We start from the raw sequence: 26,070 nt of genomic DNA, 5'->3' as shown, positions 1-26,070 counted from the left end.
GGGAACCGACTCGTTCCGAGTCGGTTCCCGTTTCTGGGATACCGCGGGCTTTCGCGGCGCGAATTGCCACCCAACCCGTGCTGATTGCCCCGTGCTGATTGATAGAGCACCCTACCTGCCCTGATGGCACAATCTTTGCTGCGCGCATCAAGGGTCAGAGGTTTCTTCAGATTGCTCCAGGGTTACATCTTCGTACAGGGCCGCAATGGTAGCTGTAAAGTCGATGCTCTCCAGGCAGAATGTAGCGGTTTCGGGTGTGTAGTACTGCAACACCCATAGCCCCGCCCCATTGCGGCGAAAGCATTCCACCCGCTGGTGGCGCGTGTTGATTAAGACGTATTCTTGCAGCGTCTCTAGGGTTTGGTAGTCGGCAAACTTATCGCCCCGGTCAAAGGCTTCGGTAGAGTCAGACAGCACCTCCACCACCAGCTTAGGAAAGCGCTTGTAGACCGCAGTCTCCTGATCGCGCGGGTCGCAGGTCACCATCACATCAGGGTAGTAGAAGCGATCGCGAGCCCCAACGCGGGCCTTCATATCTGAAATATAGACCCGACAGCCCGTACCGCGCACATGGCTGCGGAGCAGCGTCGCCAGGTTCAGAGCGATAGTGACATGCCCATCGCTGGCCCCAGCCATGGCATAGACTTCCCCCCCAAAGTACTCATGCTTGATGGGGCTTTCAGCTTCGAGCTGGAGATAGTCTTCGGGGGTGAGATACTGGGGCGAGGCAACCATGGCACTGGGTAAGGTCAACAATCAAGGTTTAGCCTGTAGGCCAATCTGCAATCATCCTATCAACCACCCACGACTCTCTACAGAAACTCCGCTGAGCCGCAAATGCCCTATCTCATGTCGCTATAGACTCGACCCTTCCAGGCACCGCCCTGCCCTGCCCAGTGCTGTCGCGCCGAGTCGAGCGTCATCAACGTATAGAGCAGGGCAATGACCGGCAGCGCCAGCGCCAGCCCTGGGTGGCCACCGTAGAGCCGCAGCGTCGGCCAGTAGGCTAGCGCCATCAGCAGCCACCCCGCCAACCCCGTCAGCGCCAGGGCGGGGTCGCCCCAAATCAATCCCAAAACCACCCCTAGGGGAGCGACCAGGTAGACCAGCAGCATCCCTAGCACCGTGCCGACCAGCAGCCAGGGTGAGTAGTTGAGCTGGGTGTAGGCACTGCGGGTGATCATCGTCCAGATGCTGTGCAGGTCGGGGTAGGGGCGCAGGCTGTGGATGGTAGTGCTGAGGCCGAGCCAGATCGGGCCGTTGGCTTTGACCGCCGCCCCCAGGGCGCAGTCGTCAATCAGCGCCTGGCGAATGGCCTGAAGCCCGTCGATGCGCTGAAGGGCGCTGAAGCGAATCAGGGCGCACCCTCCCGCCGCCGCTGCCGTCTGCTTTTGGGAATTGTTTACCCAGGGGAAGGGGTAGAGCAGCTGAAAGAAGAAGATAAATGCCGGAATCAGCAGCCGTTCCCAAAAGCTCTCACAGCGGAGCTGCACCATCAGCGATACCAGATCGAGCCGATCGCATTCGGCCTTTGTCACCAGCTGTTGCACGCTGGCGGCATCGTGCTCAATGTCAGCATCGGTAAACAGCACGTAGTCGGGTGGGGTAGGCTGCGCCGCCAGATAGCGAAAGCCCTGCTCCATCGCCCAGAGCTTGCCTGTCCAGCCAGGGGGTATGGCTGTCCCTGGGAGGATGGTAAGGCGATCGCCCCGATCTACCGCAGTCGCCGCTTCCCGCGCCACCGCTGCCGTGCCATCGGTGCTCTGGTCATCGACCAGCACCACCTTTAAGCTGCTGGGATAGGTCTGGGTGAGGTGCGATCGCACCGCCACCCCAATCAGCTCGGCCTCGTTACGGGCCGGAATCACCACCGCCACCTGGGGCCAGGTGGCTAAGGGCACCAAATGTTCAGGATCAAGCCGCTGGTTAGCACGCCAAAACTGGCCCCAAAACAGCAGCATCCCCATCCAAATCAGGAGTGCTAGACTCGTCAAGCTCAACGCTAAGGTTGCCATCGGCTTTAGGTACCCAGATTGGTCTTTCGCATCATAAATCAGTTGCTAGGTGCCAACCCATGGCCAAATCTAGTCAGAGTCGCTGCTGGCCGCTTCAGCTATCTTTCCTTGATGGAAGCATTTGCATTATGCTGCCCCAGAGACCGTAGCGTTTTGACCGTGAGGGGTGGCCATGCAGACTCAAGAACCGCAGCAGCTAACCGGGCTGGATCGGGCGATTCGCGAAGCGATCCCTGGGGGAATCGCCGCCGCGCAAAACTACCTGCTGGGCCTACAGCACCCCGATGGCTACTGGTGGGCCGAGCTGGAGTCAAACGTCACCATCACCGCCGAAATCGTTCTACTGCACAAGATTTGGGGCACCGATGGCGATCGCCCCCTGGCCAAGGCAGAGCACTATTTGCGATCGCACCAGCGACCCCACGGCGGCTGGGAGCTGTTCTATGGCGACGGCGGCGACCTCAGCACCTCCGTCGAGGCCTATACGGCGCTGCGGGTGCTGGGGGTGCCCGCCAGCGATCCGGCCCTGCTAAAAGCGAAAGAGTTTATTCTCAGCCGGGGCGGCATCAGCAAAACCCGCATTTTCACCAAGCTGCACCTGGCCCTAATCGGCTGCTACGACTGGAGCGGCCTGCCCTCGCTGCCCGCCTGGGTGATGCTGCTGGAGTCGCCCTCGCCCTTCACCATCTACGAACTGTCGAGCTGGGCGCGGGGCAGCACGGTACCGCTGCTGGTCGTCTTTGACCAAAAGCCGGTTTACAAGCTTGAGCCCGCCATCACCCTAGACGAACTCTACGCCGAGGGTATCGCCAACGTGGCCTGGGAATTGCCAAAAGCTGGCGACTGGAGCGATATTTTCATCGGGCTCGACGGCGCGTTTAAGTTTGCCGAATCGATCAACTTCACCCCATTTCGCACTGAAGGCCTGCGCAAAGCCGAGCAGTGGATTCTAGAACGGCAGGAGACCACGGGCGACTGGGGCGGCATTATCCCCGCCATGCTGAACTCGATGCTGGCCCTGCGCTGCCTCGGCTACGACGTCGATGACCCGGTGGTGCGGCGCGGTCTGCGGGCGATCGACAATTTTGCCGTCGAGACCGACGACACCTACTGGGTGCAGGCCTGCGTCTCCCCGGTGTGGGATACGGCGTTGGGGATGCGATCGCTCACCGACTCGGGCCTGGCCCCCGACCACCCCAGCCTGGTGCGGGCAGGGGAATGGCTGCTGGATAAGCAAATTCTCGACTACGGCGACTGGATCGTCAAAAATCCCCAGGGCAAGCCGGGGGGCTGGGCCTTTGAGTTTGAGAACCGCTTCTACCCCGATGTGGACGATACGGCGGTAGTGGCGATGGCCCTCCAGGATGTCACCCTGCCCGACGAGGCACTGAAGCGCGAGGCGATCGCCCGGGCCGTGCGCTGGGTGGCCACCATGCAGTGCAAAACCGGAGGCTGGGCCGCCTTCGACATCGACAACGATCAAGACTGGCTCAACGCCATTCCCTACGGCGACCTCAAGGCGATGATCGACCCCAGCACCGCCGACATCACCGCCCGAGTGCTGGAGATGCACGGTCGCCTCTGCCGCGAACCCAACCTTGCCAGCCGCTATGCCAGCGACCTCACCCCCCAGCGGCTCGAACGGGGCTTAACCTTTTTGTTGAACGAACAGGAGGCCGACGGCAGCTGGTTTGGCCGCTGGGGCGTCAATTACCTCTACGGCACCAGCGGGGCGCTGTCGGCCCTGGCGCTGATGGCTCCAGAGCGCGGTCAGCATGCGATCGCGCGCGGGGTGAACTGGCTCGTCAGCTGCCAAAACCCCGATGGCGGCTGGGGCGAAACCTGCCGCAGCTACGACGACCCCACCCTCAAGGGCCAGGGGCCGAGCACGCCGTCGCAAAGCGCCTGGGCACTGCTTGGGTTACTCGATGCCGATGATTCTAGTGCCGCCGCAAAGTCAGCGATTCAAGAGGGCATTCGCTATCTGCTTGAGACCCAAACCCCCGAGGGCACCTGGGAAGAGCAGGAGTTCACCGGCACTGGCTTTCCGCGCCACTTTTACATTCGCTATCACCTGTATCGCCACCATTTTCCGCTGATGGCCCTGGGCCGCTATCACAACGTCGTGCGCCCCTAGTCAACCACGGTGATTCGCAAGATGCCGCATTCCACAGTGGTTTCGGGAACTCCAGCTGAACGAGCCGCCCTCAGCTGGGGTACAGCCACTGGGTAGCAGACTCGGTCGCCATGGGTGGGGCAAACCAATAGCCCTGGCCAAATTCACACCCCAAGTCCTTAAGAATGGCGAGTTCAGCGGCGGTTTCAATACCCTCGGCGACCACATCCATGTCGAGGCTGTGGGCCAGGGTCAGAATCATCTCCACCGTTTCTAAAGAGGTTTGGTGGTCTGGATCCGTGGGGTTCAGGCGTTGAACAAAGGAGCGGTCGATTTTGAGGGTGTCGATGGGAAACTTGTGCAGTCGGCTGAGGGACGAGTAGCCCGTACCAAAGTCGTCGATGCAGAGCCGCACGCCCTGGGCTTTCAGCCACTTGAGCACCTGGGCTTCGGGGGTGAAGGTTTCGAGAATGCAGCTTTCGGTAATCTCTAGCTTCAGGCACTGGCGGGGAATTTGGGTGGCCTCTAGTACCGCCTCTAGGCGATCGATCAGCTCGGGCTGCCGGAGCTGAATGGCGGACAGATTGACGTTTATGGTCAGCGGCACAGCCTGGGGGGCAGCCGCATGCCAGCGGCCCAGCTGCTGGCATGCGACTTCTAAAACCCACCAGCCAATGGGGCCAATCAGGCCGGTTTCTTCGGCCACGGGGATAAACTCCAGGGGAGAAACGAGCCCTCGGGTGGGGTGCCGCCAGCGCACCAGGGCTTCAAAACCCCTGGCCTGGCCGGTGGCTAGCGACACAATCGGCTGGTAGTAAAGGCAAAATTCTTCGCCCTCAATGGCCCGCCGCAGGTCGCCCTCAAGCTGAAGCCGCTGGGTGATCTGGGTTTGCATGGCGGGGTCAAACACCACGTACTGGTTGCGGCCCTTGGCCTTGGCCTGGTACAGGGCGATGTCGGCATCGCGCAGCACGTGGGTAGCGACCTGATAGTTGAGGGTGCTGTAGGTAATGCCGGTGCTAGTGGTAGAAAAGACTTCGTAGTCGCTGACCCGAAAGGCCAGCGAAAACTGGTCTTGAATGCGCTGGGCGATCGCCAGGGCGTCGTCGGGATGGGGCAGGTCTTCGAGCAAAATGGCAAATTCGTCGCCGCCAAAGCGGGCCACAATGTCGGCGGGCCGCACGCAGCGCTGCAGCCGCTGGCTGGCCAATTTCAAGAACTCGTCGCCGATCAGGTGGCCGAGGCTGTCGTTGATGTTTTTGAACCGATCGAGATCCATAAACAGCACCGCAAACAGCCGCTCGGGGTACTGGGTACGCATTTGGATGGCACGGTTGAGCGAGGTGAGGAAGCAGGCGCGGTTGGGCAGGTTGGTGAGGCCGTCGTAGAGGGCGTCGTGCTGGAGCTGATCGGTGGCCCGAAGCAGCTGGGCCTGGGTTTTTTGCAGACTTGTCAGGGACTGCTGCAGCGTTTGGTTGCTGAGTTCTAGGTTCTGGTAGAGGTTGGCATTTTCAAAAGAGATCGCTGCCTGGGCGCAGAGAATATCGAGCACCTGGAGGCGATCGCAGGTAAACGCCCCCGTAGTCAGGTTGTTTTCGAGGTACAGCACGCCCATCGCCTGGCCTTTGTGCACCAGCGGCAGCCCCAACACCGACTTGAGCGCGTGCTGGCCGAGGTAGGGGTCGGCGGCAAACCGCAGCTCAACCCGCATGTCGTCGATCACCAGTGCCTCAGCGGTGCGATCGACAAAGTGAATCAGGCTGACCGGCAGGTGACGGCTGGTTTCGAGGGGCACCAGATCCCCCTGGCACCCCTCGCCGCTGAGGCACTGGGCCACCACCATAAGCCGATCGGCCTGCCGCAGAATCAGGGCACCGCGCTCGGCCCCGGCGTTTTCTAAGGCCAGCTGCATCAGGGTTACAATCAGCTGCTCGGGCCGCAGCTCTCGCGAAATCGCCTGGGACGCCTGAATGACGGCGGCCAAATCGAGGGCGGCGGTGTCGCTGGTGCGGCTGCTGATCTGATCGCTGGCGCTGAGCACCCCCGGCGCTGGCAGCGGCGATAAAATCATCTGCAACGCCTCAGGGTAGAGGGTTTCGAGCTGGTGCAGTTTAGCCTTGGCCCCCCAGTGGGCGTAGGCGTAATAGGCGGCCTGGAGGTAGGGCTGAGCTAGATTGTCGCGTCCCCAGGCCAGGTAAAACCGGGCGGCCAGTTCATTGGCCAAGCCCTCGTCTTGAATGAAGCCCTGGGCTTTGGCGGTGGCGATCGCCCCATCGTAGGCCGCCATCGCCTCCAGGTAGCGCCCCTCGACTCGGGCGATTTCGGCCTCAACCAGCTGCCAGCGGTGGCGGTGGTTGCTGGGCGCTAAGCTGGCCCACTGCGCCAGCTTAGCCTGCTGCTGCTGAATGCGCTGCCAGCGGGCGGGCTGGTCGGCAGCGGGGGTCTGGTTGTAGAGGGCTAGCTGAATCAGGGCGTCGTAGTAGGCGTAGAGGGCGCTAGGAAACTGGGCCCGGCCCCCATCCAGATAGTCGGCCACCTGATCGGCCTGCTGGGCGGCCAGATCAATCTGCCCAAACAGGAAGTAGAGCACCGTCTGGTTGAAGTGGTAGTGAAACAGGGAGGTGCGATCGCTGTGCTCCAGGTGAAACCGCACCGACGATTCGGCCTCATACACCGACCCGCTCAAGCACCAGGGATTCTCCCCTTCCCCCAGCAGGTTGAGCACCGTCTGCTGCACAATTTCGAGACACTTCAGCGAGACCTGTTTGAGCTGGCGCAGGGTTTGCCGGTAGGCGGCCATCTCCGCCGCCAAATCCGCCAGGGGCTGTCCGGCAAAATAGGCGTAGTGGCTATAGGCCTGGGCGTTGAGCACCACGCACTCCAGATCTCCAGTGGCCAGCCCGCTCTGGTAGGCCTGCCCAAAGGCGGGCAGGGATTGGCGAATTGGGTCGCGCCAGTGGCTGATAAAGTTGTGCACCAGGTACCCGGCCCGGCTCTCGCAGACGGTGGCCTGGAGCTGCTCTAGCAGCCCTAGGGCCAGCTGGCCAAACCCATAGCCCGCTTCGATGTCGCCCATGGCACACAGCGCCATGCCGTAGCCCGCGTAGGCAAAAATCGAGATCGAACTGTTGCCATAGCGAATCGAAAACTCAACCTGCTTGGCCATCAGCAGCGGCATCAGCGCCGGGAGGGCTCGGTAGGTGGGGGCGCTGAGCTTGGTCATGATCTGCATCGCGGCTAGCCGCTGGGCATCCACCATGCTGGGCAGGGCCAGCAGGCTAAGGGGGGATTGCCCGGCCCAGAGCTGGCGGGTGGCGGCTAGGGCCTGCTGCACCTCGGCTGGCGCGGGCTGGGTGGGTAGATCTACCCCCAGGGTATGCAGCACCTCCAGCCCGGTATGGACCGCTGCCAGGTAGTTGCCCTGGGCCCGATCGGCCAGCAGTCGCACCTCGTAGACGGGCAGTTGGTCAAGCAGGTTGTAGGCGTGGCGAAGGGTGAGAGCAGCCCACTGCTCCATTTGCTCAAAGTCGGTACAGAGGTAGGCGACTTCGGTGATCTCTTGGTGCAGGGCCAGGGTCAGCTCGTACTGCTGCCGCCAGGTATTGGCGGGCAATAGGGCAATGCCCTGGCGCAGATAGTCCAGCGCGGCCGGGTAGGCGGTGGCCGCCTTGGCCTTGCGACCTGCCCGCAAATTGAGCTGGGCCAGCTGCTCGCGCTCGGGGGCCACCGTCAGCAGGGCCTGCCCCTCGTTGAGGTGGTTGACAATGGTAAACAGCTGCTCGTCGCGCTGGGCTGGGGATAACTTGTGCCACAGCAGCTGACCAATGGTGAGGTGGATCTGCGGTCGTTGACCGGCTGGAATCAGCGAGGAGGCCGCCTGCTGAATGCGATCGTGCAGAAATTGATAGCTTAGCTCTGGCCTGTCTAAAGGCAGTAGCGCTGGCTCTAAACTGTCTTCCGGCTCTAGAAGCAGGGTGTAAATCTCGCTCTGAGGTAGCACTAGCCCCAGCTCCAGGGCGCTCCATAGGGCGATCGCCACGTCAGTTTCGGGCTGCTCCGAGACCAGCGCCAGCGTGCCCAAATTAAACGGGTTGCCGATACAGGCCGCCAGCTTGAGCATCGCCTGGGTCTGGGGCGACAGCTTTTGCAGCTGCTGGGCCATAAAGGTCACCACATCCTCGCCGAGGGCGGCGTCGCGAGCCCGCGCCAGATCACACTGCCAGGCTCCCTGGGCCGGGTCAAAGGCGATCGCGCCCTCCTGGTGCAGAGCCTGCAAAAACTGGGTGGCAAAAAACGGGTTACCCCCGGTCTTTTGGTAGACCAGATCGGCCAGGGGCTGGGCCAGGGGCACCGGGCAGACCAGGGTATCGGCAACCAGCTGACTGAGGCTGGCCGCCGACAGGGGTGGCAACGTAATGGTGCTAATCGTGGCCTCGCTCTGGCGCAGGGTGTCGAGGGTGAGCATCAGCGGGTGGGCCGGGCTGACCTCATTGTCGCGATAGGCTCCAATCAACAGCAGGTGAGGGTAATGGAGGTCGCCCATCAGCAGCGTTATCAGCTGGAGCGAGGCCAGATCGGCCCACTGCAAATCGTCTAAGAACACCACCAAAGGGTGCTGGGGCGCAGCAAACACCTGCACAAAGTTTTGAAACAGGCGATTAAAGCGATGCTGCGCCGCCTGGCCAGAGAGCTCTACCACGGGCGGTTGGGGGCCAATGATCTGCTCCAGCTCGGGGATGACGTCAATCAGCAGCTGGCCATTGGTGCCCAGGGCGGCCAAAATATCGCTGTGCCAGGCCCGCAGCTGGGCCTCGGGCTCGCTAAGCAGCTGCTGCATCAGCCCTTGCAGGGCGGTCAAAAAGCCCGAAAAAGGGGTATTACGCCTGAACTGGTCAAACTTGCCCTGAATGAAGTAGCCCTGCTGGCGCGCCAGCGGCTTCTGGACTTCGTTCACCACCGCCGTTTTGCCCACCCCTGAGTAGCCCGCGACGAGCACAATTTCGCCGCCGCCCCCCTCCCTAGACCCAGACCCGGCTCCGCCAACCCGTTCAAACGCGGCCAGCACCGCGGCCACCGCTTGCTCTCGACCGTAGAGCTTTTCGGGAATTAGAAAGCGCTGGCTGCGATCGCGCTGCCCCAGCTCAAAGGCGGCTATCTGCTTCGTCTGCTCTAGCTGCGTGCGGCACCGTTCCAGGTCATGGTGCAGACCCACGGCACTCTGGTAGCGATCCTCCGGGTTTTTGGCCATCAGCTTGCCGACGATCGCGGCTACCGCTGCCGGTACAGTCGGGCTTAGGCTGGCGATCGGCGGCGGTGGCTTGGCAATGTGGCAATACACCAGGCCCATCAGGGTATCGGCGGTAAACGGCACCTGCCCGGTCAGCAGCTCGTACAGGGTGACGCCGAGGGAGTAGTAGTCGGTGCGGTAGTCAACCCCGCGATTGATGCGTCCGGTCTGCTCGGGGGAAATGTAGGCCAGGGTGCCCTCTAACATGCTGTAGCGCTGCTGGGGCAGCGCCTCGCGCGGCAGGCGCGAAGCTAGGCTAAAGTCGGTCAGCTTCACCTGTCGGGTGGCCGGATCAATCAGCAGGTTGCTGGGTTTGATGTCTTTGTGAATGATGCCGTGATCGTTGAGGTGCTGAAGAATAGCGGCGAGCTGCTGGGCTATCGCCAGAAACTCCGACAGCTCTAGCCCGTCATGGCCCGCCGCCCGGCGCTGCTCCAGCCACTGGCTGAGGGCAATGCCGCCAAAGTCTTCTAAAATCAGCGCGTAGCTCTGGCGGTAGGGAATCAGATCGTAGGGCTGCACGATGGTGGGCAGGTGCAACCCCCGGGCGATCGCATACTGATGGCGAAACTGCATCAGTTCATCCCGGGTTGGCCGTTCGCTGCGCAACACCTTGACGATTACCGTCTGGCCATCGGCCAGCCGCTGCCCCCGGTAAACCAGACTTTTAACCCCAACGTGCAGCTGATCTAAGAGACGATATCCAGGCAGCTCAATCATCGAATGAGTCATTGAATGCTCTTTCTATTCTTCCCGGACTTGCCTGCTATGACGAGTCGCAGCGCAGAGCAAAGCTCTCCCTGGGCTGTACCCCTATTTAAGCTCAGCTGACCAGGGCTTGATAGCGTTGGCCTGCTCTAGGGCAAAACAGCTGCCATTGTCTAGGTCGTTTCTACCGCAGCGTACTAGGCAGCAGCTGTTTTGAGCAGATCGCGAAGATCGTAGGGCTGAGAGAAAAAGACCCTGGCCCTAGCGCCTCCGCCCCGGCCCCGGCAGAGCCCCCCTTGCCCCTAGGAAGCCCAGATCCAATGGCGAACTGCGGGGAGCGAGGGTTTGGGCTGGGCTAAATCTGTCTATTTTGGCTAAAGAAGACTATTTCTCACGATAGAGTCCTGTTTCTTGGCCAATCCTATAGGCTGCTGACAACACGTTGCTGAGAGAATACCCATGCAAGCATCTCGTTGGATGGCTTTACCGCTTCTGTTTGGCCTGTCTACGCTGGCGATCGCCTGCGACGCTCCCCAGGAAACCGAGGTCGATGAGCAGCTAGAAACCGACCCGACTGGGGCTGAGTCGCTAGAGAATGAGGAAGAAGGAACTGAAGGGGTCGAAGGGGCTGAAGGGGATGACTAGCGGCGGCTCGTATTCCCCATATTCATAGAGAAATACTGGGTGAGAAACCTCCAGCAATTTCTCGATGGGACGCGCTGTGGCCCGGTGGTACTAGGCCACGGGCCGCACGTTTACTCCCCCAGCAGCGGCTGAGTCCGACCAAGTTTACAAGAGTCCAGACAACATGAGCCCAAAGCAAGTTTTGCGACTGCTTAAGCAAGCATTTCAGGCGTGGAATCAAGATCAGGCATCGCAGCTCGCGGCAGCACTGGCCTACTACACGCTGTTTTCCCTAGCGCCGCTGCTGATTTTGGCGATCGCGATCGCCGGCCTCTTCTTTGACAACGCCGCCGTGCGCGACCAGCTCATGGGTCAGGTAGAATCGCTGATGGGCGGTGCCAGCGCCGACTTTGTGCGCACCGTGCTCGACAACGCCAATCGTCCCGGCGAAAACACGGGCTGGGTGGCCTCAGTGATCAGCATTGTGCTGCTGATTGTGGGCGCTACGGGGGTGCTATCGCAGCTACAGATGGCGCTCAATAGGATTTGGAATATTGAAGCTTGTCCCGGCGTCGGCATTGTCGATCAGTTTCGGAAGCGGCTGCTGTCGCTGGGGATGATTATTGTCATCGGTTTTTTGCTGCTGGTGTCACTGCTTGCGACTTCCGTCATCTCAGGGTTTTCTGGCTATCTTCAGACCCTAATGCCGGGGCTAGATGCGCTGGTGCAGCTCTTCAATATTGTGTTGGGCTTTGGCCTAACGACTCTACTCTTTGCCCTGATGTTTAAGTATTTGCCCGATGCAATTATCGCCTGGCGCGATGTCTGGTTTGGGGCCGCCGCCACCGCTGTTTTGTTTTCGGTAGGCAAATATTTGATTGGCTTGTACCTGGGCAACAGCAGTTTTTCCTCATCCTACGGGGCGGCAGGGTCGGTGATTATTTTGCTGGTTTGGGTGTTTTATTCGGCCCAAATCTTATTTTACGGGGCCGAACTCACTGAGGTTTACAGCCGCCACTTTGGCTCGCAGATTAAACCCAACAAGTATGCCGTTCAGCGAGAGCCATCGCCCGATCAACCATGACTGCTCTTACTCCCATTCCGTGGATAGCAGTTGCTGGTCGCCTGAGTATCGCCGTTGTCCTGGGAATGTTAATTGGGATTGACCGAGAATTTAGCCGCAAAGCTGCCGGGCTAAGAACAAATATGCTGGTGACTTTGGGGGCGGCTCTGTTTATTTTAATCCCCATCCAAAGCGGCCTGACCGAATCTGACAGTACCGCCATGGCCCGTTGCCTTCAGGGGATTATTACCGGGGTTGGGTTTGTGGGGGCAGGCTCTATTTTGCGAGAAGGCCGGGTGCGGGGATTGACCTCCGCCACGGCCATTTGGATATCGGCTGGGGCCGGGGTCGCTGCCGGGTTAGGGCTATGGCAACTCGGTCTTTTGGGGACAGGATTTGCGTTGGGAATTTTGCGCCTGGTGAAATTTGCTGAAGACCGCGTTCAGTTACCCTAATCCTTGCTCCATTGAGCTGAAATTTGCTAGAGCGATCGCTATTTTTTTGGTATTGAGAGGATAGATTCTCTGCTAAAGATCCATCAATAGGATGATAAATTTGCGATCGCAGCATTGTTAAGCTGGGCCAATTGCTAAGGTTAACGGCAACTGCCTCAGCAAGTGCCTATTGGAGGTACTTTGGCGTTGACAGTATGGCGTTAGCTTTGCAGTCAAAACAATATGATTTGGCCCCAAGTTCTATGGCTCAAAATAACTCAATGAACCCTAAAACAACCGATCTTGGCGAGAACCTTCTTCCCCACGACGCGGATGCGGCCCCCCCTCCGGCCAATGAGCCCATCATTCACCTTCCGGCCAGTAGGGCAGAGGTGGAAGCGGCCCAGGTTGAGCCGAGGGATGCCAGCGCGAGCCTAGATGCCGAGGAGCAGAGCGATCGCGCGATGGCAACAGGCAGCCCCCTGACGGCGGGCGATCCCGATGCGATCGCAGAGCGAGCCGAGGCCGTAGGCGAAGAGGCTGTTGGTGGCACCACCCCAACCCCCGAACAAAACGACGTTGACGCCATCGCTGCCGCCGCTGGCATTAACACCCAGCCCGAGCATCCCGTTGGGGTGCTGAACGAAATGAATCGCCGGGATGACCAGAGGTTTGAACTCGATCCTGAATCTAAGGATTCTGAATCTTAGCGTTATCTTTGCCTATTCAGTCAAAGTAGAAATAGCTGTAATTGCGTTATTTCAGGCTGGGCAGACGAAATATGTCGGCAAACACCGCTTTGGGATCGGGACGACGGGCTGGGTCGGGAGAATCGTAAACGACCATCAGCCCGTCGTCATAGCCGAGGCAGGGCACCAGGGCAAGCCCTTCGGCATGGTCAGAGCCGATAGTAAAGGGCAGATCAAACAAAACCTTTAGCTGGCCAGAGTCTTGGCTCCACAGGGTGTCGTCGGTGTGGTCAAGCACCTCTCCCAGGCGAAACATCTGCATGGCCCCTTCGAGTTCCATGGTGGGGCCAGCTAAGATCAGCAGATCGCCCTTGTAGAGGCACAGCTCGCGAATGCCCTGGCCGTTGAGGTCGAGAAAATGCTTGCGGTAGAGGCAGCCGTCGCCCAGATCCTTGAGGGCGAGCACGCCGGGTTCGCCGTCTTCGACTTCAATTTCGAGAATGATGGCCCAGCCCCGCAGCACCGGGCCGCGCAGGCCTAAAAAGATCTTGCTGCCACTGACGGCAATGCCCTCAATGTCGAACCCGTTATCCTTAGAGGGCAACTGCATCTTCAGAAACGGCCCCAGGTGCTCGTCCTCGGTTAGGGCCTCAAACAGCAGGTTATGGCCATCGACTTTCTTGAGGCTGGCCGCCGTTAGGGTATCGCCGCTCTGGTCTGAGCGGGCGTAGGTGGGCATAATTTCGCCGTTGAGCACGGGCAGCCGGGCCAGCAGCGATCGGTTGGGGTCGCGATCAATTTCAGACAGGCGCTGAATATCTTTTTGGGGCTTTTTGCCCTTAGCCTTGTTGCGTTTAAAGCTGTGGGAACCCACTACCCAGAGATAGCCATCGCTGTAGTCAAGCCCTTCGATGTCGATTTCAGATTCGTGATCAAACAGCTCGATGAAATTTTTGAGATGAAAGGTTTTGTGGTTGCCGTAGACCCCGTCACCCATGGGGGTCAACCGTTCTAAGGTAATAAATTCGTCGGAACCGAGCCAGAGATGGCCATCGGGGGTGCGGGTGACGGCGGATAGCTCAGCGAGTAGATCCTCGGAGTCGGTTTGGAATCTTAGCAGAGCCCGACTGAGCAAAAAACCGTTCGCCATAGGATCAAATGACCTTTTACTTAGCAATCATTAGCCTAAACAGGCTGCCCAACTGTGACCTCTTTCAAAAGAAAGAAATTACGCCGCTGGGGGCCAATCTTCTACAGAGAGATAGAGGACTAAGAAAATCGCTCAGCGTAGAGTTGGAGGGCGTAATTTTTTAAGCCCTGAGGAGCCTGCATGGAGAGTCCTGTTTCGCCGACCGAGGTTGTACAAGCCCAGCCCCAGGAAATATTGGCGGCGTTTGGCGTTGATGCAAAGCAGGGACTCAGCGATCGCCAGGTCAGCCGCCAGCGAGAAAAATACGGCTGGAACCGACTGGAGGTGGCAAAGCAGCGCGGGGCGGGGGCAATCTTTATCGATCAGTTTAAGAGCCCAATTATTGCTCTGCTGGCGGTGGCTGCCGTGCTGGCCTTTGCCTTTCAAGAGTGGATTGAGGGCATTGCGGTGGGGATTGCGATCGCCCTCAACGCCGTCATTGGCTTTACCACCGAGCTGCGGGCGGTGAAATCGATGGAGTCGCTGCAGCAGCTCAGCCAGACCCACGCCAAGGTGCGCCGCGAGGGGCAGGTAAAGCAGGTGGGGGCCGACGAGCTGGTGCCCGGTGACCTGGTGGTGCTAGAGGGGGGCGACATGGTGCCCGCCGACATTCGCCTGATTACCGCGTCAAACCTCCAGGCCGATGAGTCGGCCCTGACCGGGGAATCGCTGCCCGCCAGCAAAATCACGGAGCCGGTCGAGGCCGATCTATCTTTGGCGGAGCAAACCAACCGCATCTTTAAGGGCACGGCCATTACCCGGGGGTCTGCCGAGGGCATTGTCACCGCCACCGGCATGGAGACGGAGCTGGGGCATATTTCGTCGCTGGCGGCCCAGGCGGGGGGTGAGCAGACTCCCCTAGAGCAGCGCCTCGACCAGCTGGGGCGGCGGCTGATCTGGGTGACGCTGGTGATTGCGACGATCGTGGCGGTGAGCGGTATTGTACAGGGCAAAGACCTGGTGCTGATGGTCGAAACGGCGATCGCCCTTTCCGTCGCCGCTGTCCCTGAAGGCCTGCCCATTGTGGCGACGGTGGCTCTGGCCCGGGGCATGTGGCGCATGGCCAAGCAAAATGCTTTAATCAGCCGCCTTTCGGCGGTCGAAACCCTGGGGTCAACCAGCATTATCTGCACCGACAAAACCGGCACCCTGACCCAAAACCGCATGACCGTCAGCCAGATTGTGGTGGATGCGGGCACCGTTCAGGTGGGGGGAGATGGGTCGTTTGAGCTGGCGGGCCAGGGGATTGACCCCCAGCAGCACAACGCTGTGCAACAGCTGCTCCAGGTGGCGGTGCTCTGCAACAACGCCGAACTGCAAGATCCTGACGCCCCGGACCACCACACCATTGGCGACCCGATGGAAATAGCCCTGCTCAATGTGGGACAGCAGGCCCAGATGCATCGGGGAGAGGTGCGATCGCACCTCCCCGAGGAGCGCGAAGTGGCCTTTGACCCCGACATCAAAATGATGGCGACGGTGCACAGCGCCGAGAATGGCTACTGGGTGGCGGTGAAGGGTGCCCCCGAGGCGGTGCTAGAGCGCTGCACCCACTACTTGGCAGATGAGGGCCGTCAGGCGCTAGATGCGGGCAGCCGCGATCGCTGGCAGCAGCGCCTGCGCGAAACCGCCGAAGCCGGGCTGCGGGTGCTGGCCTTTGCCACCAAAACCGTCGCGGCTGCCGAGGCCGACCCCTACGCCGACCTGATGCTGCTGGGGGTCGTGGGCCTCGAAGATCCGCCGCGCCAGGGGGTCAAAGATGCCATCAAAGCCTGTCACCAGGCGGGCATTCGGGTGGTGATGGTGACTGGCGACCAGCAAATTACGGCGCGCAATATTGGGTTGGCCGTAGGCTTGGTCAGCGACAACGAAGCCCAGGCGCTCTCCGGCAAAGCATTGAAGCCCCTGGACGACCTGACCGAGCAAAACCGCCAGGAGCTTCAGCAGGTGTCGATCTTCGCCCGGGTTAGCCCCGAGCAAAAGCTGAATTTAATTGCGCTACACCAGGCCGACGGGGCGATCGTGGCGATGACCGGAGATGGCGTCAACGATGCCCCGGCGCTGCAAAAAGCCAACATTGGCGTGGCCATGGGCCAGCGAGGTACCCAGGTGGCCCAGGAGGCCGCCGACATGGTGCTGCAAGACGACTCCTTTGCCACGATTGTGGCGGCGGTGGCCCAGGGGCGGGCAATTTTTCGCAATATTCGCCAGTTCACCCTGTACCTGCTGTCGGGCAACACCGGGGAAATCATCGCCGTGGCCGTGGCCTCGGTGCTGAATGCGCCCCTGCCCCTGCTGCCCCTGCAAATTCTCTACATCAACGCCGTCAACGACGTGTTTCCCGCTCTGGCGCTGGGCCTGGGCGAGGGCGACGAGACCATGATGCAGCGCCCGCCGCGCAAGGGCAACGAGGCCGTGCTCACCCAAGACCACTGGATTGCCATTGCCCTCTACGGGCTGCTAATTGCCGCAACGACGCTGGGAGCCTTTGCGATCGCCCTGCAAGTCTGGCAGCTCGACAGCACCGAGGCCGTGACGATTTCATTTATGACCCTGGCCTTTGGCCGCCTCTGGCATATTTTTAACATGCGCAGCCGGGGCACCGCTGTGTTCAACAACGAAGTCACCCGCAACCCCTACGTTTGGGGCGCCCTCGGCATCTGCACCCTGATTCTGCTGGCAGCGGTCTATGCCCCTGGCCTCTCCGATGCCCTCGGCACCACCGGCCTGTCGTGGCGATCTTGGGGGCTGGTGTTTGGGGCCAGTCTGATTCCGCTGGTGGTGGGGCAACTGGGTAAAGTGCTGTTTGAACGCAAGAAAAAGCAGTAGCAGGGCCAGCGGGGAAGGGGAAAAGGCTTAAGGTATGGGGTTCAAGGCATCCCATAGGCCGACGTATAGAAAACAGTTCCAGGGATGGGCAATGCTCACCCTACAGCGGCTACAGGCACTAGATAATCCTAGGATTGCCTTTCCTGTGAAAATCTCCTCCGCTCATCCCCCACCCCAAAGCCTTTTCCCCGTTTCTCTCTTCTCTCTTTCCCCCCTCCCCCACCCATGTTTGACTGGATCACCACCTGGATCGAATCCCTCGGTTATTTGGGCATCTTTGGCCTGATGGTGCTGGAGCATTTGTTTCCGCCCATTCCCTCAGAGTTGGTGATGCCCCTGGCCGGGTTCGTCAGCAGCAGCAGCACCTCCGATATGACCCTGGCGGGGGTGATCTTGGCCGGGTCGTTGGGGTCGTTGATTGGGGCCTCGGCCTGGTACGTGGTGGGCCTGCTGATTACCCACGAACAGCTGATGGGCTGGGTCGAACGCCACGGCCGCTGGCTGACGCTAAAGCCCAAAGACATAGAAAAAGCGATCGCATTTTTTCAGCAGACCGGCGGCAGCTGGGTGGTGGGCCTGGGCCGCATGGTGCCGGGGGTGCGCACCTATGTGTCGGTGCCAGCGGGGCTCAGCCATATGCCGCTGCTGCCCTACCTGAGCTACTCTGCCCTGGGCACGGTGCTGTGGACGGGGGCGCTGGCGGTGGCGGGCTATGTTTTGGGTGATCAGTTTGATCGGGTGCAGGAGTGGCTGGGGCCAGTGAGCAAAATTGTGCTGATTAGCTGTGCGATCGCCGCGGTGATTTGGATTGCCAAGCGCCGCCGCCACCGTCAGTCTTAGCTCGTTGTTGATCTCAAATTCCCAGACAGCGCAGCGAGCACCCTTCGAAGGGTGCTCGCTGCGCTGAATTTGAAGCATATTCGCTGCCGCTACATGGCAACAGGATTCATGCCAAATACGATAACCGCCGCCAAGGCTCCAGCCAAAACGCCGTAGCAGCAGGCGATCAGAGCCTGAAACTGACCACGATATTTGTAGCGCCAGAGCATGGCAGACAGCGTTAGCGAGTAGAGCAATTCTTCAATGGGAAAATAGGCGGTCTCGTTGGTAATATCAATGCCGAGCACCAGCATCGTCCAAAACAGGAAGATGATGAAGCTGTTGATCACTGGCGCGCGGCTCTCTCGGGTGGGAATTTGCAGTCGAGCAATAAACCCCAAATAGATTAAAACCGTCAGCGGGAACAGGGCCGCCGCCAGGCTGCGGGCTCCGGCCCCAGAAGAATAGCTGAGGGCAAACAGCACACTAGTGAATAGCTGGTACAGCAAAAAGCCAACCGCCAAAAAAAGCACAAAAAAACTGATGATGCCCCTTGAGCCCTTAGTCCAGTCGTTAGAAGGCTGCCTTCGACGAGTTTGCATGGTAAACCCCAAACGTAGAGTGGTAGAAGATGCCGTCGCTGCGGGCCTCACAACTGTTTGGCTCGGAACCCATGACAATAGCCCATTTTACCTGAATTGTTGTTTAAGACTATCAACAGGCCAGGGCCGAGCCTATCGCTCCAGGGATGGGTTTCACCTCTCTACAACTCACCCTCAAGACTGAAATTTGAGGCAGGCAAAAAGCATTAGTCTTTGGTGTACCAGTAGGCCCAGGCAATCAGCACTAGCTGAAACGGCAGCCGAATGGCCTGAAACCACCAGGCATCGGGAATCCCAGCAATTTGAATATGATTGATCGCCATATTGAGGTTGGCCGGAAACACCGCAATAAACAGCGCCACCAGTCCCCACGCGGCAATCTGGCGAGCAGCAGGCACCAGCAGGCCAATTCCTAGCGCGATCTCTATTACGCCGCTGATGTAGACCAGGGCCGCAGGGGCGGGCAAAAAGCCCGGCACAATGCGAATGAACGGCTCTGGCTGGGCAAAATGCAGCACGCCAGCCACCACCATGCAGACGGCCAAAATGCCCCGCAGGGTGGTTTTGCTGTGCTCAATGCGATGCATGGCTCAAAGACTTGGATCGGCTATGGGCTTAGATAAACCCGACGGTCGTGGGGATAGGTCGGGGGTGAAAACAGTTAATTCCCTGGGCTGGAATCCAACATTTTGGATTACGGCGCAGGGGGCTGAGCAACTTCTTAGGGAGTAGGGCTCTGTTGCAGTTTGTAGTCTGGGTTAGTCCAGCACTGGGGCAGGGCTTCGCCAGAGGGAAACTGAAGGCGCGACTTTTCGTAGGACTGAGGGGGCTGCTCTTCTTCGCCAGCCTGCTGTCGCCCCTGAATCTCATTGCTCTGGGGATCGATTAAATCGGTGACATCAATTACTTTGATCAGCGTCTGGTCTTGGGTGTCTTTAACAAACATGATTTTACAGTTGGGGTTTACGGTGAGATAGGGAGGGCCAGCATTGCAGTGTCAGCGCCGCCGGTGGCTCTAGGCTATCTAAATAGAAGGGCCAGGGCTTCTGTCTAAATAGATAAAAGGATGTATCGATGAAACGGCTTGAAGGACAGGTTGCGTTGGTAACTGGGGCCACGCGGGGGTTGGGCAAAGGGATTGCCATCGGTTTGGGGGAAGCCGGGGCGGTGGTCTACATCACGGGGCGCACCCTCACCGCCGCCGCCGCCTCAATGGGGTCGCTCGAAGAAACCGCCGCTGCGGTGAACCAGGCGGGCGGAACGGCGATCGCGGTGCAGGTAGACCACGGTGACGATGACCAGGTGGAGGCTCTCTTCGATCGCATTCAAACCGAGCAAAAGGGCCAGCTCGATCTGTTGGTGAACAACGCCTACGCCGGGGTGCCAGCGCTCAAGGCCGCCTACGGCAAGCCCTTTTGGCAGGCCGAACCCGCCGATTTTTGGGATGCATGCAATGCCGTGGGGCTGCGTAGCCACTACCTAGCCAGCGTCTATGCCGCTCGCCTGATGGTGCCGCGTCAGCGAGGTCTAATCTGCACCCTGTCGTCGTGGGGCGGGCTGTCTTACATTTTTGGAGTGCCCTACGGCGTAGGCAAGGCGGCCTGCGATCGCCTGGCGGCAGATATGGCGGTCGAACTCAAACCCCACGGCGTAACCTCCCTCTCAATTTGGCCGGGCATTGTCGGCACCGAGCTGATGACCGAGTTTGCCGCCGAGATGGGTCTGGGGAAGGGGCAACCCTCTGGCGCGGAGGACGATTCCTCTGGGGAGCACTACAACTGGGAAACCCCGCTGCTCACCGGGCGGGTGATTGCGGCCCTGGCGAGCGATCGCCACCTGCTGCGCCGCACGGGCCAGGTGCAGATTGTTGCCGAGCTGGCCAAAACCTTTGGTGCGGTGGATGTTGAAGGCAATCGACCGGCATCGCTCAGGTCGCTGCGGTTTGTGCTGCCCTACGCGGTACCGGGGCTGCGGCCCTACGCGGGGCTAGTGCCCGATCTAGAACTGCCCTGGCCGTTTTTGCTGCTGGGGCCACTGGGTTCCCCCAAGGCCTAAACAGCCGTGGCATCGGGCGGCAGAACGCCCTGGCTGCAAACGACTAATACCCAGGGCTTGAGAAAGCTGTTGGGGGCGACATAATCTGGCACCCCCGCCGTGCAATCCCCGCTCAGACTGATTCCATCCCCCATCTATAATTCAGCCTGTGCGTCGGCTTTGGGCCTCTGGTGTAGCGATCGCATCCCTTCTGCCTTGAGGCAGTGTGGCCTAGCCGGTGCACAGTGCCGAGACCATTCGCCTGCGGTGGGTGGCCCCCTGGTGCTGTCGGTCTCGGTCGATTCATTATCGATATCCAGCTTGAAGATGTATAGCTATAGCCAGTCTGGTTAAGACAGAATCCTCAGAAACGTTTGAACGTTCAAACGTTTCTGAGGATTCTGTCTTAACCCAGGTGACTATGGCTTGGCTATATGACCCTGCGGCGATCGCTCAGCTCAACGACTGATACGGCCCTCCCAGCGCCAAGTCAAGGCAGTGAGACTCCGCACTCTGCTGGCTGAGCGGAGTCGAAGCTAGATCCGCCTGCGCGTAATAGTCGTGCCGTAGCCATGCCCAAGGCGCTGATGAGGGTCAAACCGCTAAATCTGAAAAGTCACGATCCACTGCGGCCAGATGGGTGTGGATGCCGCTGGGGCGAATGCCGCCCGTCTGGATGTCAAAGCCCACGATCGCGCCATCCAATTCAGGCACGATCCGGCAGGCATAGAGCCCCTGGTTTTCTGGGGTCAGCACCCGGATAGTTAGGCTGGCAGGGGGGGAGGGGCTGCGATTCTCCCTTGGAGAGGCTGCGCCAACGCCCTCTCGGGCCGGTCTTTGACTATCGCGCTCATCCGTCCAGAGTTGGGGAACCATGATGCTCTGGAAACCGCCTACCCCTCCTGTAACGGATGAAAAATCGTACTTGGCCCAGCAGGAGAACACCAGTTCATAGCTGCCGTGGGTATGACGATAGAGCTGCGGCACTTCCATTTCGGCGTAGCAGCCGGGCGCTACGAGCGGAGTTAGGTATTGCCATGGGCGATCGCCGCACACCACCTGGGCAAAGTCGGCTTCGGTGGTGTGCAATAGGGCGATCGCGCCACGCTTGCCGATGGGGCCATGCTGCGTCTTAGCGGACACCAGCATAAAAATTTGGCGACTCTCTCGATGCCGAAACAAAAATGGATCGCGCCAGGCGTGAATGGTGAGATCGCCGGTAATGCCTCGGGTTTGGTAAAAGAATTTTGGCTTTAGTTGAGTGTCAAAAAAATGCCACTGCTTAGCGAACAAATCGCGGGTGTAAGCCACGCCTATGCTTTGGGTCTTGCCATCGTCTTGGTGGCGGTTTCTCGATGTGTAGAACATGAGATAGCTGTTTTTGGCTTTGATAATGTCTCCGCTCCAGACGCAGGTATTGGCCCAGTGCCCTAGGGGCGGTTTTAGCACGTCAAAATTGCCCTCGTCGCCCCAGTCGATATTGACAAAATCGGTGGTGGTGGCGTGGCCCACGCAGGAGGCGTAGTGGTGCTGCCCCGATGAGACTAGGTTGCGATCGGCATTGAGATAAAACACATGAAAGAGTTTGGCCTGCGGGTCAAAGTGATACCAAAAATCCCACACGTGGCGGCTGGGATGCTGCATTGAAAAGGGCATTTTGCCACCTGTATAAACGTCGCGTAAAACCCTACCTAAAATACCGTAGAATCCTCTCCTGGCTTTGCTTCTAGCGATTCTGAAAAGTCTTTATCATGGGGATATAGCGACAGTAGATGTAAGACGCAGTATGAAGATTCAATCGTCGGTATTGGTGCACTTGGGCTTTGGTAAGTATGTGCGATCGGATCAGGTGACTTCGCTGCAACCGGTGGAGGAGGAGCGCGGGCCTGGGCGGCGGACGTTTGTGTATTTGGAGGGGCACACTGACCCGGTTGTGGCCTCGCGGGCAGAAGATACCATCGTGCGCGATTTGGTGCAGGAACCGCGTGAGGTGATTCAGTCGCGGCAGCAGCAGGAAATTTTGACTGACCTGCTGGAGGATTTAACGAAGGTTAACTCGACGGTGCGCCGCATCAGCCGCGACGAAGGTGGGCTGGATCTCGATCAGCTAGAGCGTCGAATTCAGCGCGTGCTGGAAGAGTAATAGCGGCAACGGTTCGGGTCAGCGGTTGACGATATCTATGACTCTTACCTCAGTGGCTTCAGTTAATCCGCTGCACCAGAATTGTTGGCCTGTAAACTAAGACCTTATAAAGGTGAATACCCGTTAACGAAGGACAATCTAGGAATAGGAAACTGTGTTGACACCTCAAACCATTGAAAGATACTTATTGCACATTCTATAGCTTCTAACGCATCTTCTTCAGACATTGCAAATGTTGTCTGATTTCCGGCATGAGGTTCACCTAAATGCGCTATCTTGTTTCGAGTTTTATAAAGTTTACTAGCTTTTTGATATAAAACTTCGTTATCGACAAGCAAAGATTTTCCAAAAACATACAAAGATATCTCATGAAGAAGCTCTAAGAACTTACTTCTACTACGCAATAACTCATAGACAGGATCTTTGGTAATTAAAATTCCTCCTTTCCGAGAAAGGGAAACCAATCTCAAGACATTATCAATATCTCCATTTTGAATAATAAGGTCATATGCTTCATCTAATTTTGTCGCTGCTAATGTCTCAACAGAAATAGCTGTGTATAACAGAGACCTTCTGTAATCTTTGTCTTTGTAAGCGTGGATTGCATCGAGCAACAGTCTTTCGTATACAAAGTTTTTTGAAATCAAAAAATCCAAATCTGCATCTACTAAATTATTCCATGTAACTGCTGTCTCTAACGTATATCTTGGTATGGAGACTTCTAATGTTTTAGCTTCTGTGAAATTTAATTCAGGTAGCTCAATAAGTTCACCTTTAGCAATAACGGAAAAACTTGTAGGAATCGTAACCTGTTTGCTTGCTTGACGCAGGCTTGAAGAGAAGTATTCTACATAAGTAGGAAGTACATCGAATATATCAGAACCTGTTTTTCCCTCTGACCCAATCCGAAAAATCTTCGCCTTTTCTACAGGAATTGAAAGTGAAGTAGGATCAAACTCCTCAAGCAAAGTTCCAAATATAAAACCTCCCGTCGAAATAATGACCGTGCTATTAATAATTGCAACTTTTTTGAAAATAAAATTTCTACAGGCTAGTTCTATTTCTGAATAGATCAGAGGATTGATCAAAAACAATCCAGGCAAGGACTTAAGCCTTAGCATTGGTGGATTGTTGGGATGAATCCTCCAATAGATATTACCCGCAAGTGATATAGCGTAAATTTTCATATTCTATTGATGTTTTCACTCTTTGTGATTTAGTCTAATCAAAATAAATATGCTGCCTTTGGTAAAACCTTAAGCAGCCCAGCACGTAATTATAATAGAGAGATTTTCTGCCTGATGCCCTTATGCGGATAATTAAGTGGAAGTCTGTCAGTTTAATTACCACCTGGAGATGATTAGATGAAAGCCGTCCATCTAATGCACCTATTATGGGTAGTTAGGCAGAAAGTTTCAGTGTAATCACTCCCTCATTCAAAATTTCGGCTCCTTAGGTGATCTTTAACACATGGCTTGGTGGTCGGATTTGCTTCACGGTTGACGGGGAGCGTCTGTACTCTTAATCCTCTGTTTTGCGGATGAGTTGTTTGGTAGATCGGGCGGGGCTAGTGGAGCTAGTAGCTGGGGAGCGGGAGTCGGCAATGACCTGGCCATCGCGGAAGGTGATGGTGCGATCGCACATACTAGCCACTTCCTTGTCGTGGGTGACCGTTACCAGGGTCATGCCTTCGCGGTTGAGGTCGGCGAAGATTTGCATAATGCTCTGGCTGGTTTGGGAGTCGAGGGCTCCAGTGGGTTCGTCGGCGAGCAAGAGTTTGGGTCGGTTGACAATGGCGCGAGCGATCGCCACCCTTTGCTGTTGCCCGCCCGAGAGCTGGTTAGGGCGATTGTGCAGGCGATTGCCGAGGCCGACTTTTTGCAGGGCGCGGGTGGCGCGTGACCTGCGCTTGTCTTTGGGCAAGTTGGCATACACCATGGGCAGCATCACATTCTCTAGGGCGGTGAGCTGGGGCAGCAGGTGAAACTGCTGAAACACAAAACCCAGGGTGCGGTTGCGCACTTCTGCCAGGGCATTGGCTCCCAGGCTGTTCACAGAGTAGCCGTCGAGGCGGTAGGTGCCGCTGGTGGGGCGATCGAGGCAGCCGAGAATGACCATCGCCGTCGATTTGCCCGACCCCGACGGCCCCACAATGGCGCAGTATTCCCCAGCTTGGATGGTGAGGCTGACGGGGTGTAGGGCGTGGACGGTGAGTTCGCCGCTGCCGTAGGTTTTGCTGACGCGATCGAGTTCGATGAGGGCCATAGGTTTAGCTCCGGAGAGCAACGATGGGGTCAAGCTGAGCAGCGCGGCGGGCAGGCAAAATGCCAAACACCAGGCCAATGCCGCCCGAAACCGAGAACGAAAGCGCGATCGCCACCCAGCTCACCCCCGCCTCTAGCGGGCTCAGCAGCGCCACCAGGCCAACGCCCCCAGCCCCAAACACTATCCCCACCAGCCCACCCGTCACCGCCAAAATCACCGCTTCAATGGTGAACTGGGCCATTAGGTCTGCGCCCTTCGCCCCGATCGCCTTGCGCAGACCAATCTCTTGGGTGCGTTCGGTGACCGACACCAGCATGATGTTCATAATGCCGATGCCCCCCACCAGCAGCGAAATGCTGGCGGTAAACCCCAGCAACAGCACCAAAATGTCGGATACGCTGGCCGCCGTAGACAGCAATTCTTGCTGACTCTGCACCGTAAAGTCGTCGTCGCGATCGCGCAACTCATGGCGCAGGCGCAGCAGGTTAGTGATCTGGTACTGAGCCGCGCTGGTATCCGCCTCGCTGCGGGCCGACACCGCGATGGTCTGCACCGTAGGGCTGGTTTGACCCGACTCCAACCCCGTAATCTGGCTCACCATCGCCTCAATCGGAATATAAATCGCCTCATCCTGGTTTTGGCCAAAGGAAGACCCCCGCTCCGCCGCCACCCCCACCACCGTAAAGCCCACCCCGTCAATGCGAATCCGTTGATTGAGCGGGTCCTGGCTGCCAAACAAAATCTGCGCCGCCTCACTGCCCAGCACCGCCACCGTCAGACCCCCCTGGGCATCCACCGGGTGCAAAAACCGCCCCCGATCCACCGTCACATTTCGCACCACCGGGTAGTCTGCCGTAGTGCCAATCACATTGGACTGGGTCTCAGCCGCACCCTGCGTCACCCGCAGCCGCTCACTCTTCTCCGGCGACACCGCTTGGATTGCCAGCACTTCTGAAGCGATCGCCCTTGCATCATCCAGCGTCAGCGTATCCGCCCGCGCCACCCCCGCCTGCGGCCCCCGCTGCGCATCCCCCGGCGAAATGAACAACACATTCGTCCCCAACGCCTCAAACTGCTGCGTCACAAACCCCTGCGCCGCCTGCCCCACCGCCACCATCGCAATTACTGACGCATTGCCAATCACAATCCCCAGCATCGTCAAACCGCTGCGCATCCGATTAGCGTTCAAAGTTTTGACCGCCATCGCGGCATTTTCGAGAATGTTGAGAGACATAGGAGTGGGGGTAGGGGGT

20 protein-coding genes are annotated in these 26,070 nt (G+C 58.5%); 9 read left to right on the top strand and 11 right to left on the bottom strand.

Annotation, left to right across the window (positions count from 1 at the left end):
* Positions 1–147: 147 nt before the first annotated feature.
* Complete coding sequence (locus tag VB780_RS28225; RefSeq protein WP_323354524.1) at positions 148–735, bottom strand: Uma2 family endonuclease; 588 nt, start codon at positions 733–735, stop codon at positions 148–150.
* A gap of 107 nt (positions 736–842) precedes the next feature.
* Positions 843–2,015 (bottom strand): glycosyltransferase, encoded by a 1,173-nt coding sequence (locus VB780_RS28220; RefSeq protein WP_323354523.1) that lies wholly within the window; start codon positions 2,013–2,015, stop codon positions 843–845.
* A gap of 172 nt (positions 2,016–2,187) precedes the next feature.
* Here VB780_RS28220 and shc point away from each other — a divergent pair, with 172 nt between their 5' ends.
* On the top strand, positions 2,188–4,152 hold the full coding sequence (shc, locus tag VB780_RS28215; RefSeq protein ID WP_323354522.1) for a squalene--hopene cyclase: 1,965 nt from the start codon (positions 2,188–2,190) through the stop codon (positions 4,150–4,152).
* A gap of 70 nt (positions 4,153–4,222) precedes the next feature.
* On the opposite strand, the gene VB780_RS28210 is transcribed toward shc, so the two are convergent.
* Positions 4,223–10,150 (bottom strand): EAL domain-containing protein, encoded by a 5,928-nt coding sequence (locus VB780_RS28210; RefSeq protein WP_323354521.1) that lies wholly within the window; start codon positions 10,148–10,150, stop codon positions 4,223–4,225.
* A gap of 435 nt (positions 10,151–10,585) precedes the next feature.
* Here VB780_RS28210 and VB780_RS28205 point away from each other — a divergent pair, with 435 nt between their 5' ends.
* The 4 genes from VB780_RS28205 to VB780_RS28190 all read left to right on the top strand — a co-directional run bounded on the left by VB780_RS28205 (position 10,586) and on the right by VB780_RS28190 (position 12,957).
* Entirely contained in the window at positions 10,586–10,771 is a 186-nt protein-coding gene (locus tag VB780_RS28205; protein ID WP_323354520.1) for a hypothetical protein, read from the top strand.
* A gap of 163 nt (positions 10,772–10,934) precedes the next feature.
* Positions 10,935–11,834: a YihY/virulence factor BrkB family protein gene (locus tag VB780_RS28200; RefSeq protein ID WP_323354519.1), complete on the top strand. Its 900-nt coding sequence runs from the start codon at positions 10,935–10,937 to the stop codon at positions 11,832–11,834.
* Positions 11,831–12,268 (top strand): MgtC/SapB family protein, encoded by a 438-nt coding sequence (locus VB780_RS28195; RefSeq protein WP_323354518.1) that lies wholly within the window; start codon positions 11,831–11,833, stop codon positions 12,266–12,268. The genes VB780_RS28200 and VB780_RS28195 overlap by 4 nt, the downstream gene beginning before the upstream one ends.
* Positions 12,269–12,528: 260 nt before the next feature.
* Positions 12,529–12,957, top strand: coding sequence for a DUF6335 family protein (locus tag VB780_RS28190; RefSeq protein ID WP_323354517.1), 429 nt, complete (start codon positions 12,529–12,531; stop codon positions 12,955–12,957).
* Positions 12,958–13,003: 46 nt separating this feature from the next.
* Here VB780_RS28190 and VB780_RS28185 read toward each other — a convergent pair whose 3' ends face one another.
* A complete protein-coding gene (locus tag VB780_RS28185) occupies positions 13,004–14,086 on the bottom strand; it encodes a DUF3616 domain-containing protein (RefSeq protein WP_323354516.1) in 1,083 nt (360 codons plus the stop codon).
* Positions 14,087–14,266: 180 nt separating this feature from the next.
* Here VB780_RS28185 and VB780_RS28180 point away from each other — a divergent pair, with 180 nt between their 5' ends.
* Positions 14,267–16,954 (top strand): cation-transporting P-type ATPase, encoded by a 2,688-nt coding sequence (locus VB780_RS28180; protein ID WP_323354515.1) that lies wholly within the window; start codon positions 14,267–14,269, stop codon positions 16,952–16,954.
* A 225-nt stretch (positions 16,955–17,179) separates the two neighbouring features.
* Entirely contained in the window at positions 17,180–17,794 is a 615-nt protein-coding gene (locus tag VB780_RS28175; protein ID WP_323354514.1) for a DedA family protein, read from the top strand.
* A gap of 89 nt (positions 17,795–17,883) precedes the next feature.
* On the opposite strand, the gene VB780_RS28170 is transcribed toward VB780_RS28175, so the two are convergent.
* From VB780_RS28170 to VB780_RS28160, 3 genes are all read right to left on the bottom strand, one after another.
* The gene (locus VB780_RS28170) at positions 17,884–18,375 is read right to left on the bottom strand and encodes a hypothetical protein (RefSeq protein ID WP_323354513.1); all 492 of its coding nucleotides are present in this window, start codon (positions 18,373–18,375) and stop codon (positions 17,884–17,886) included.
* Positions 18,376–18,581: 206 nt separating this feature from the next.
* On the bottom strand, positions 18,582–18,962 hold the full coding sequence (locus VB780_RS28165) for a DoxX family protein (RefSeq protein WP_323354512.1): 381 nt from the start codon (positions 18,960–18,962) through the stop codon (positions 18,582–18,584).
* Positions 18,963–19,096: 134 nt separating this feature from the next.
* Positions 19,097–19,321, bottom strand: a complete 225-nt coding sequence (locus VB780_RS28160) for an acetyltransferase (RefSeq protein ID WP_323354511.1) — start codon at positions 19,319–19,321, stop codon at positions 19,097–19,099.
* Positions 19,322–19,449: 128 nt separating this feature from the next.
* On the opposite strand from VB780_RS28160, the gene VB780_RS31530 reads away from it, so the two are divergent.
* On the top strand, positions 19,450–20,430 hold the full coding sequence (locus VB780_RS31530) for an SDR family NAD(P)-dependent oxidoreductase (RefSeq protein ID WP_416349271.1): 981 nt from the start codon (positions 19,450–19,452) through the stop codon (positions 20,428–20,430).
* A gap of 573 nt (positions 20,431–21,003) precedes the next feature.
* On the opposite strand, the gene VB780_RS28150 is transcribed toward VB780_RS31530, so the two are convergent.
* The gene (locus VB780_RS28150; protein ID WP_323354510.1) at positions 21,004–22,065 is read right to left on the bottom strand and encodes a hypothetical protein; all 1,062 of its coding nucleotides are present in this window, start codon (positions 22,063–22,065) and stop codon (positions 21,004–21,006) included.
* Positions 22,066–22,195: 130 nt separating this feature from the next.
* Between VB780_RS28150 and VB780_RS28145 the strand changes: the two genes are divergently transcribed.
* Complete coding sequence (locus tag VB780_RS28145; protein ID WP_323354509.1) at positions 22,196–22,552, top strand: hypothetical protein; 357 nt, start codon at positions 22,196–22,198, stop codon at positions 22,550–22,552.
* 104 nt (positions 22,553–22,656) lie between these two features.
* Here VB780_RS28145 and VB780_RS28140 read toward each other — a convergent pair whose 3' ends face one another.
* The 3 genes from VB780_RS28140 to VB780_RS28130 all read right to left on the bottom strand — a co-directional run bounded on the left by VB780_RS28140 (position 22,657) and on the right by VB780_RS28130 (position 26,051).
* The gene (locus VB780_RS28140) at positions 22,657–23,739 is read right to left on the bottom strand and encodes a hypothetical protein (protein WP_323354508.1); all 1,083 of its coding nucleotides are present in this window, start codon (positions 23,737–23,739) and stop codon (positions 22,657–22,659) included.
* 334 nt (positions 23,740–24,073) lie between these two features.
* On the bottom strand, positions 24,074–24,817 hold the full coding sequence (locus VB780_RS28135) for an ABC transporter ATP-binding protein (protein ID WP_323354507.1): 744 nt from the start codon (positions 24,815–24,817) through the stop codon (positions 24,074–24,076).
* Between the two features lie 4 nt (positions 24,818–24,821).
* Positions 24,822–26,051 (bottom strand): ABC transporter permease, encoded by a 1,230-nt coding sequence (locus tag VB780_RS28130; RefSeq protein ID WP_323354506.1) that lies wholly within the window; start codon positions 26,049–26,051, stop codon positions 24,822–24,824.
* Between the last annotated feature and the right edge of the window lie 19 nt (positions 26,052–26,070).

The sequence above is a fragment of the Leptolyngbya sp. CCNP1308 genome (assembly GCF_034932455.1).
Classification (GTDB): Bacteria; Cyanobacteriota; Cyanobacteriia; order Phormidesmidales; family Phormidesmidaceae; genus Nodosilinea.
The sequence above is the reverse complement of the archived record's forward strand: the minus strand, read 5'-3'. Positions and strand labels throughout refer to the sequence as shown.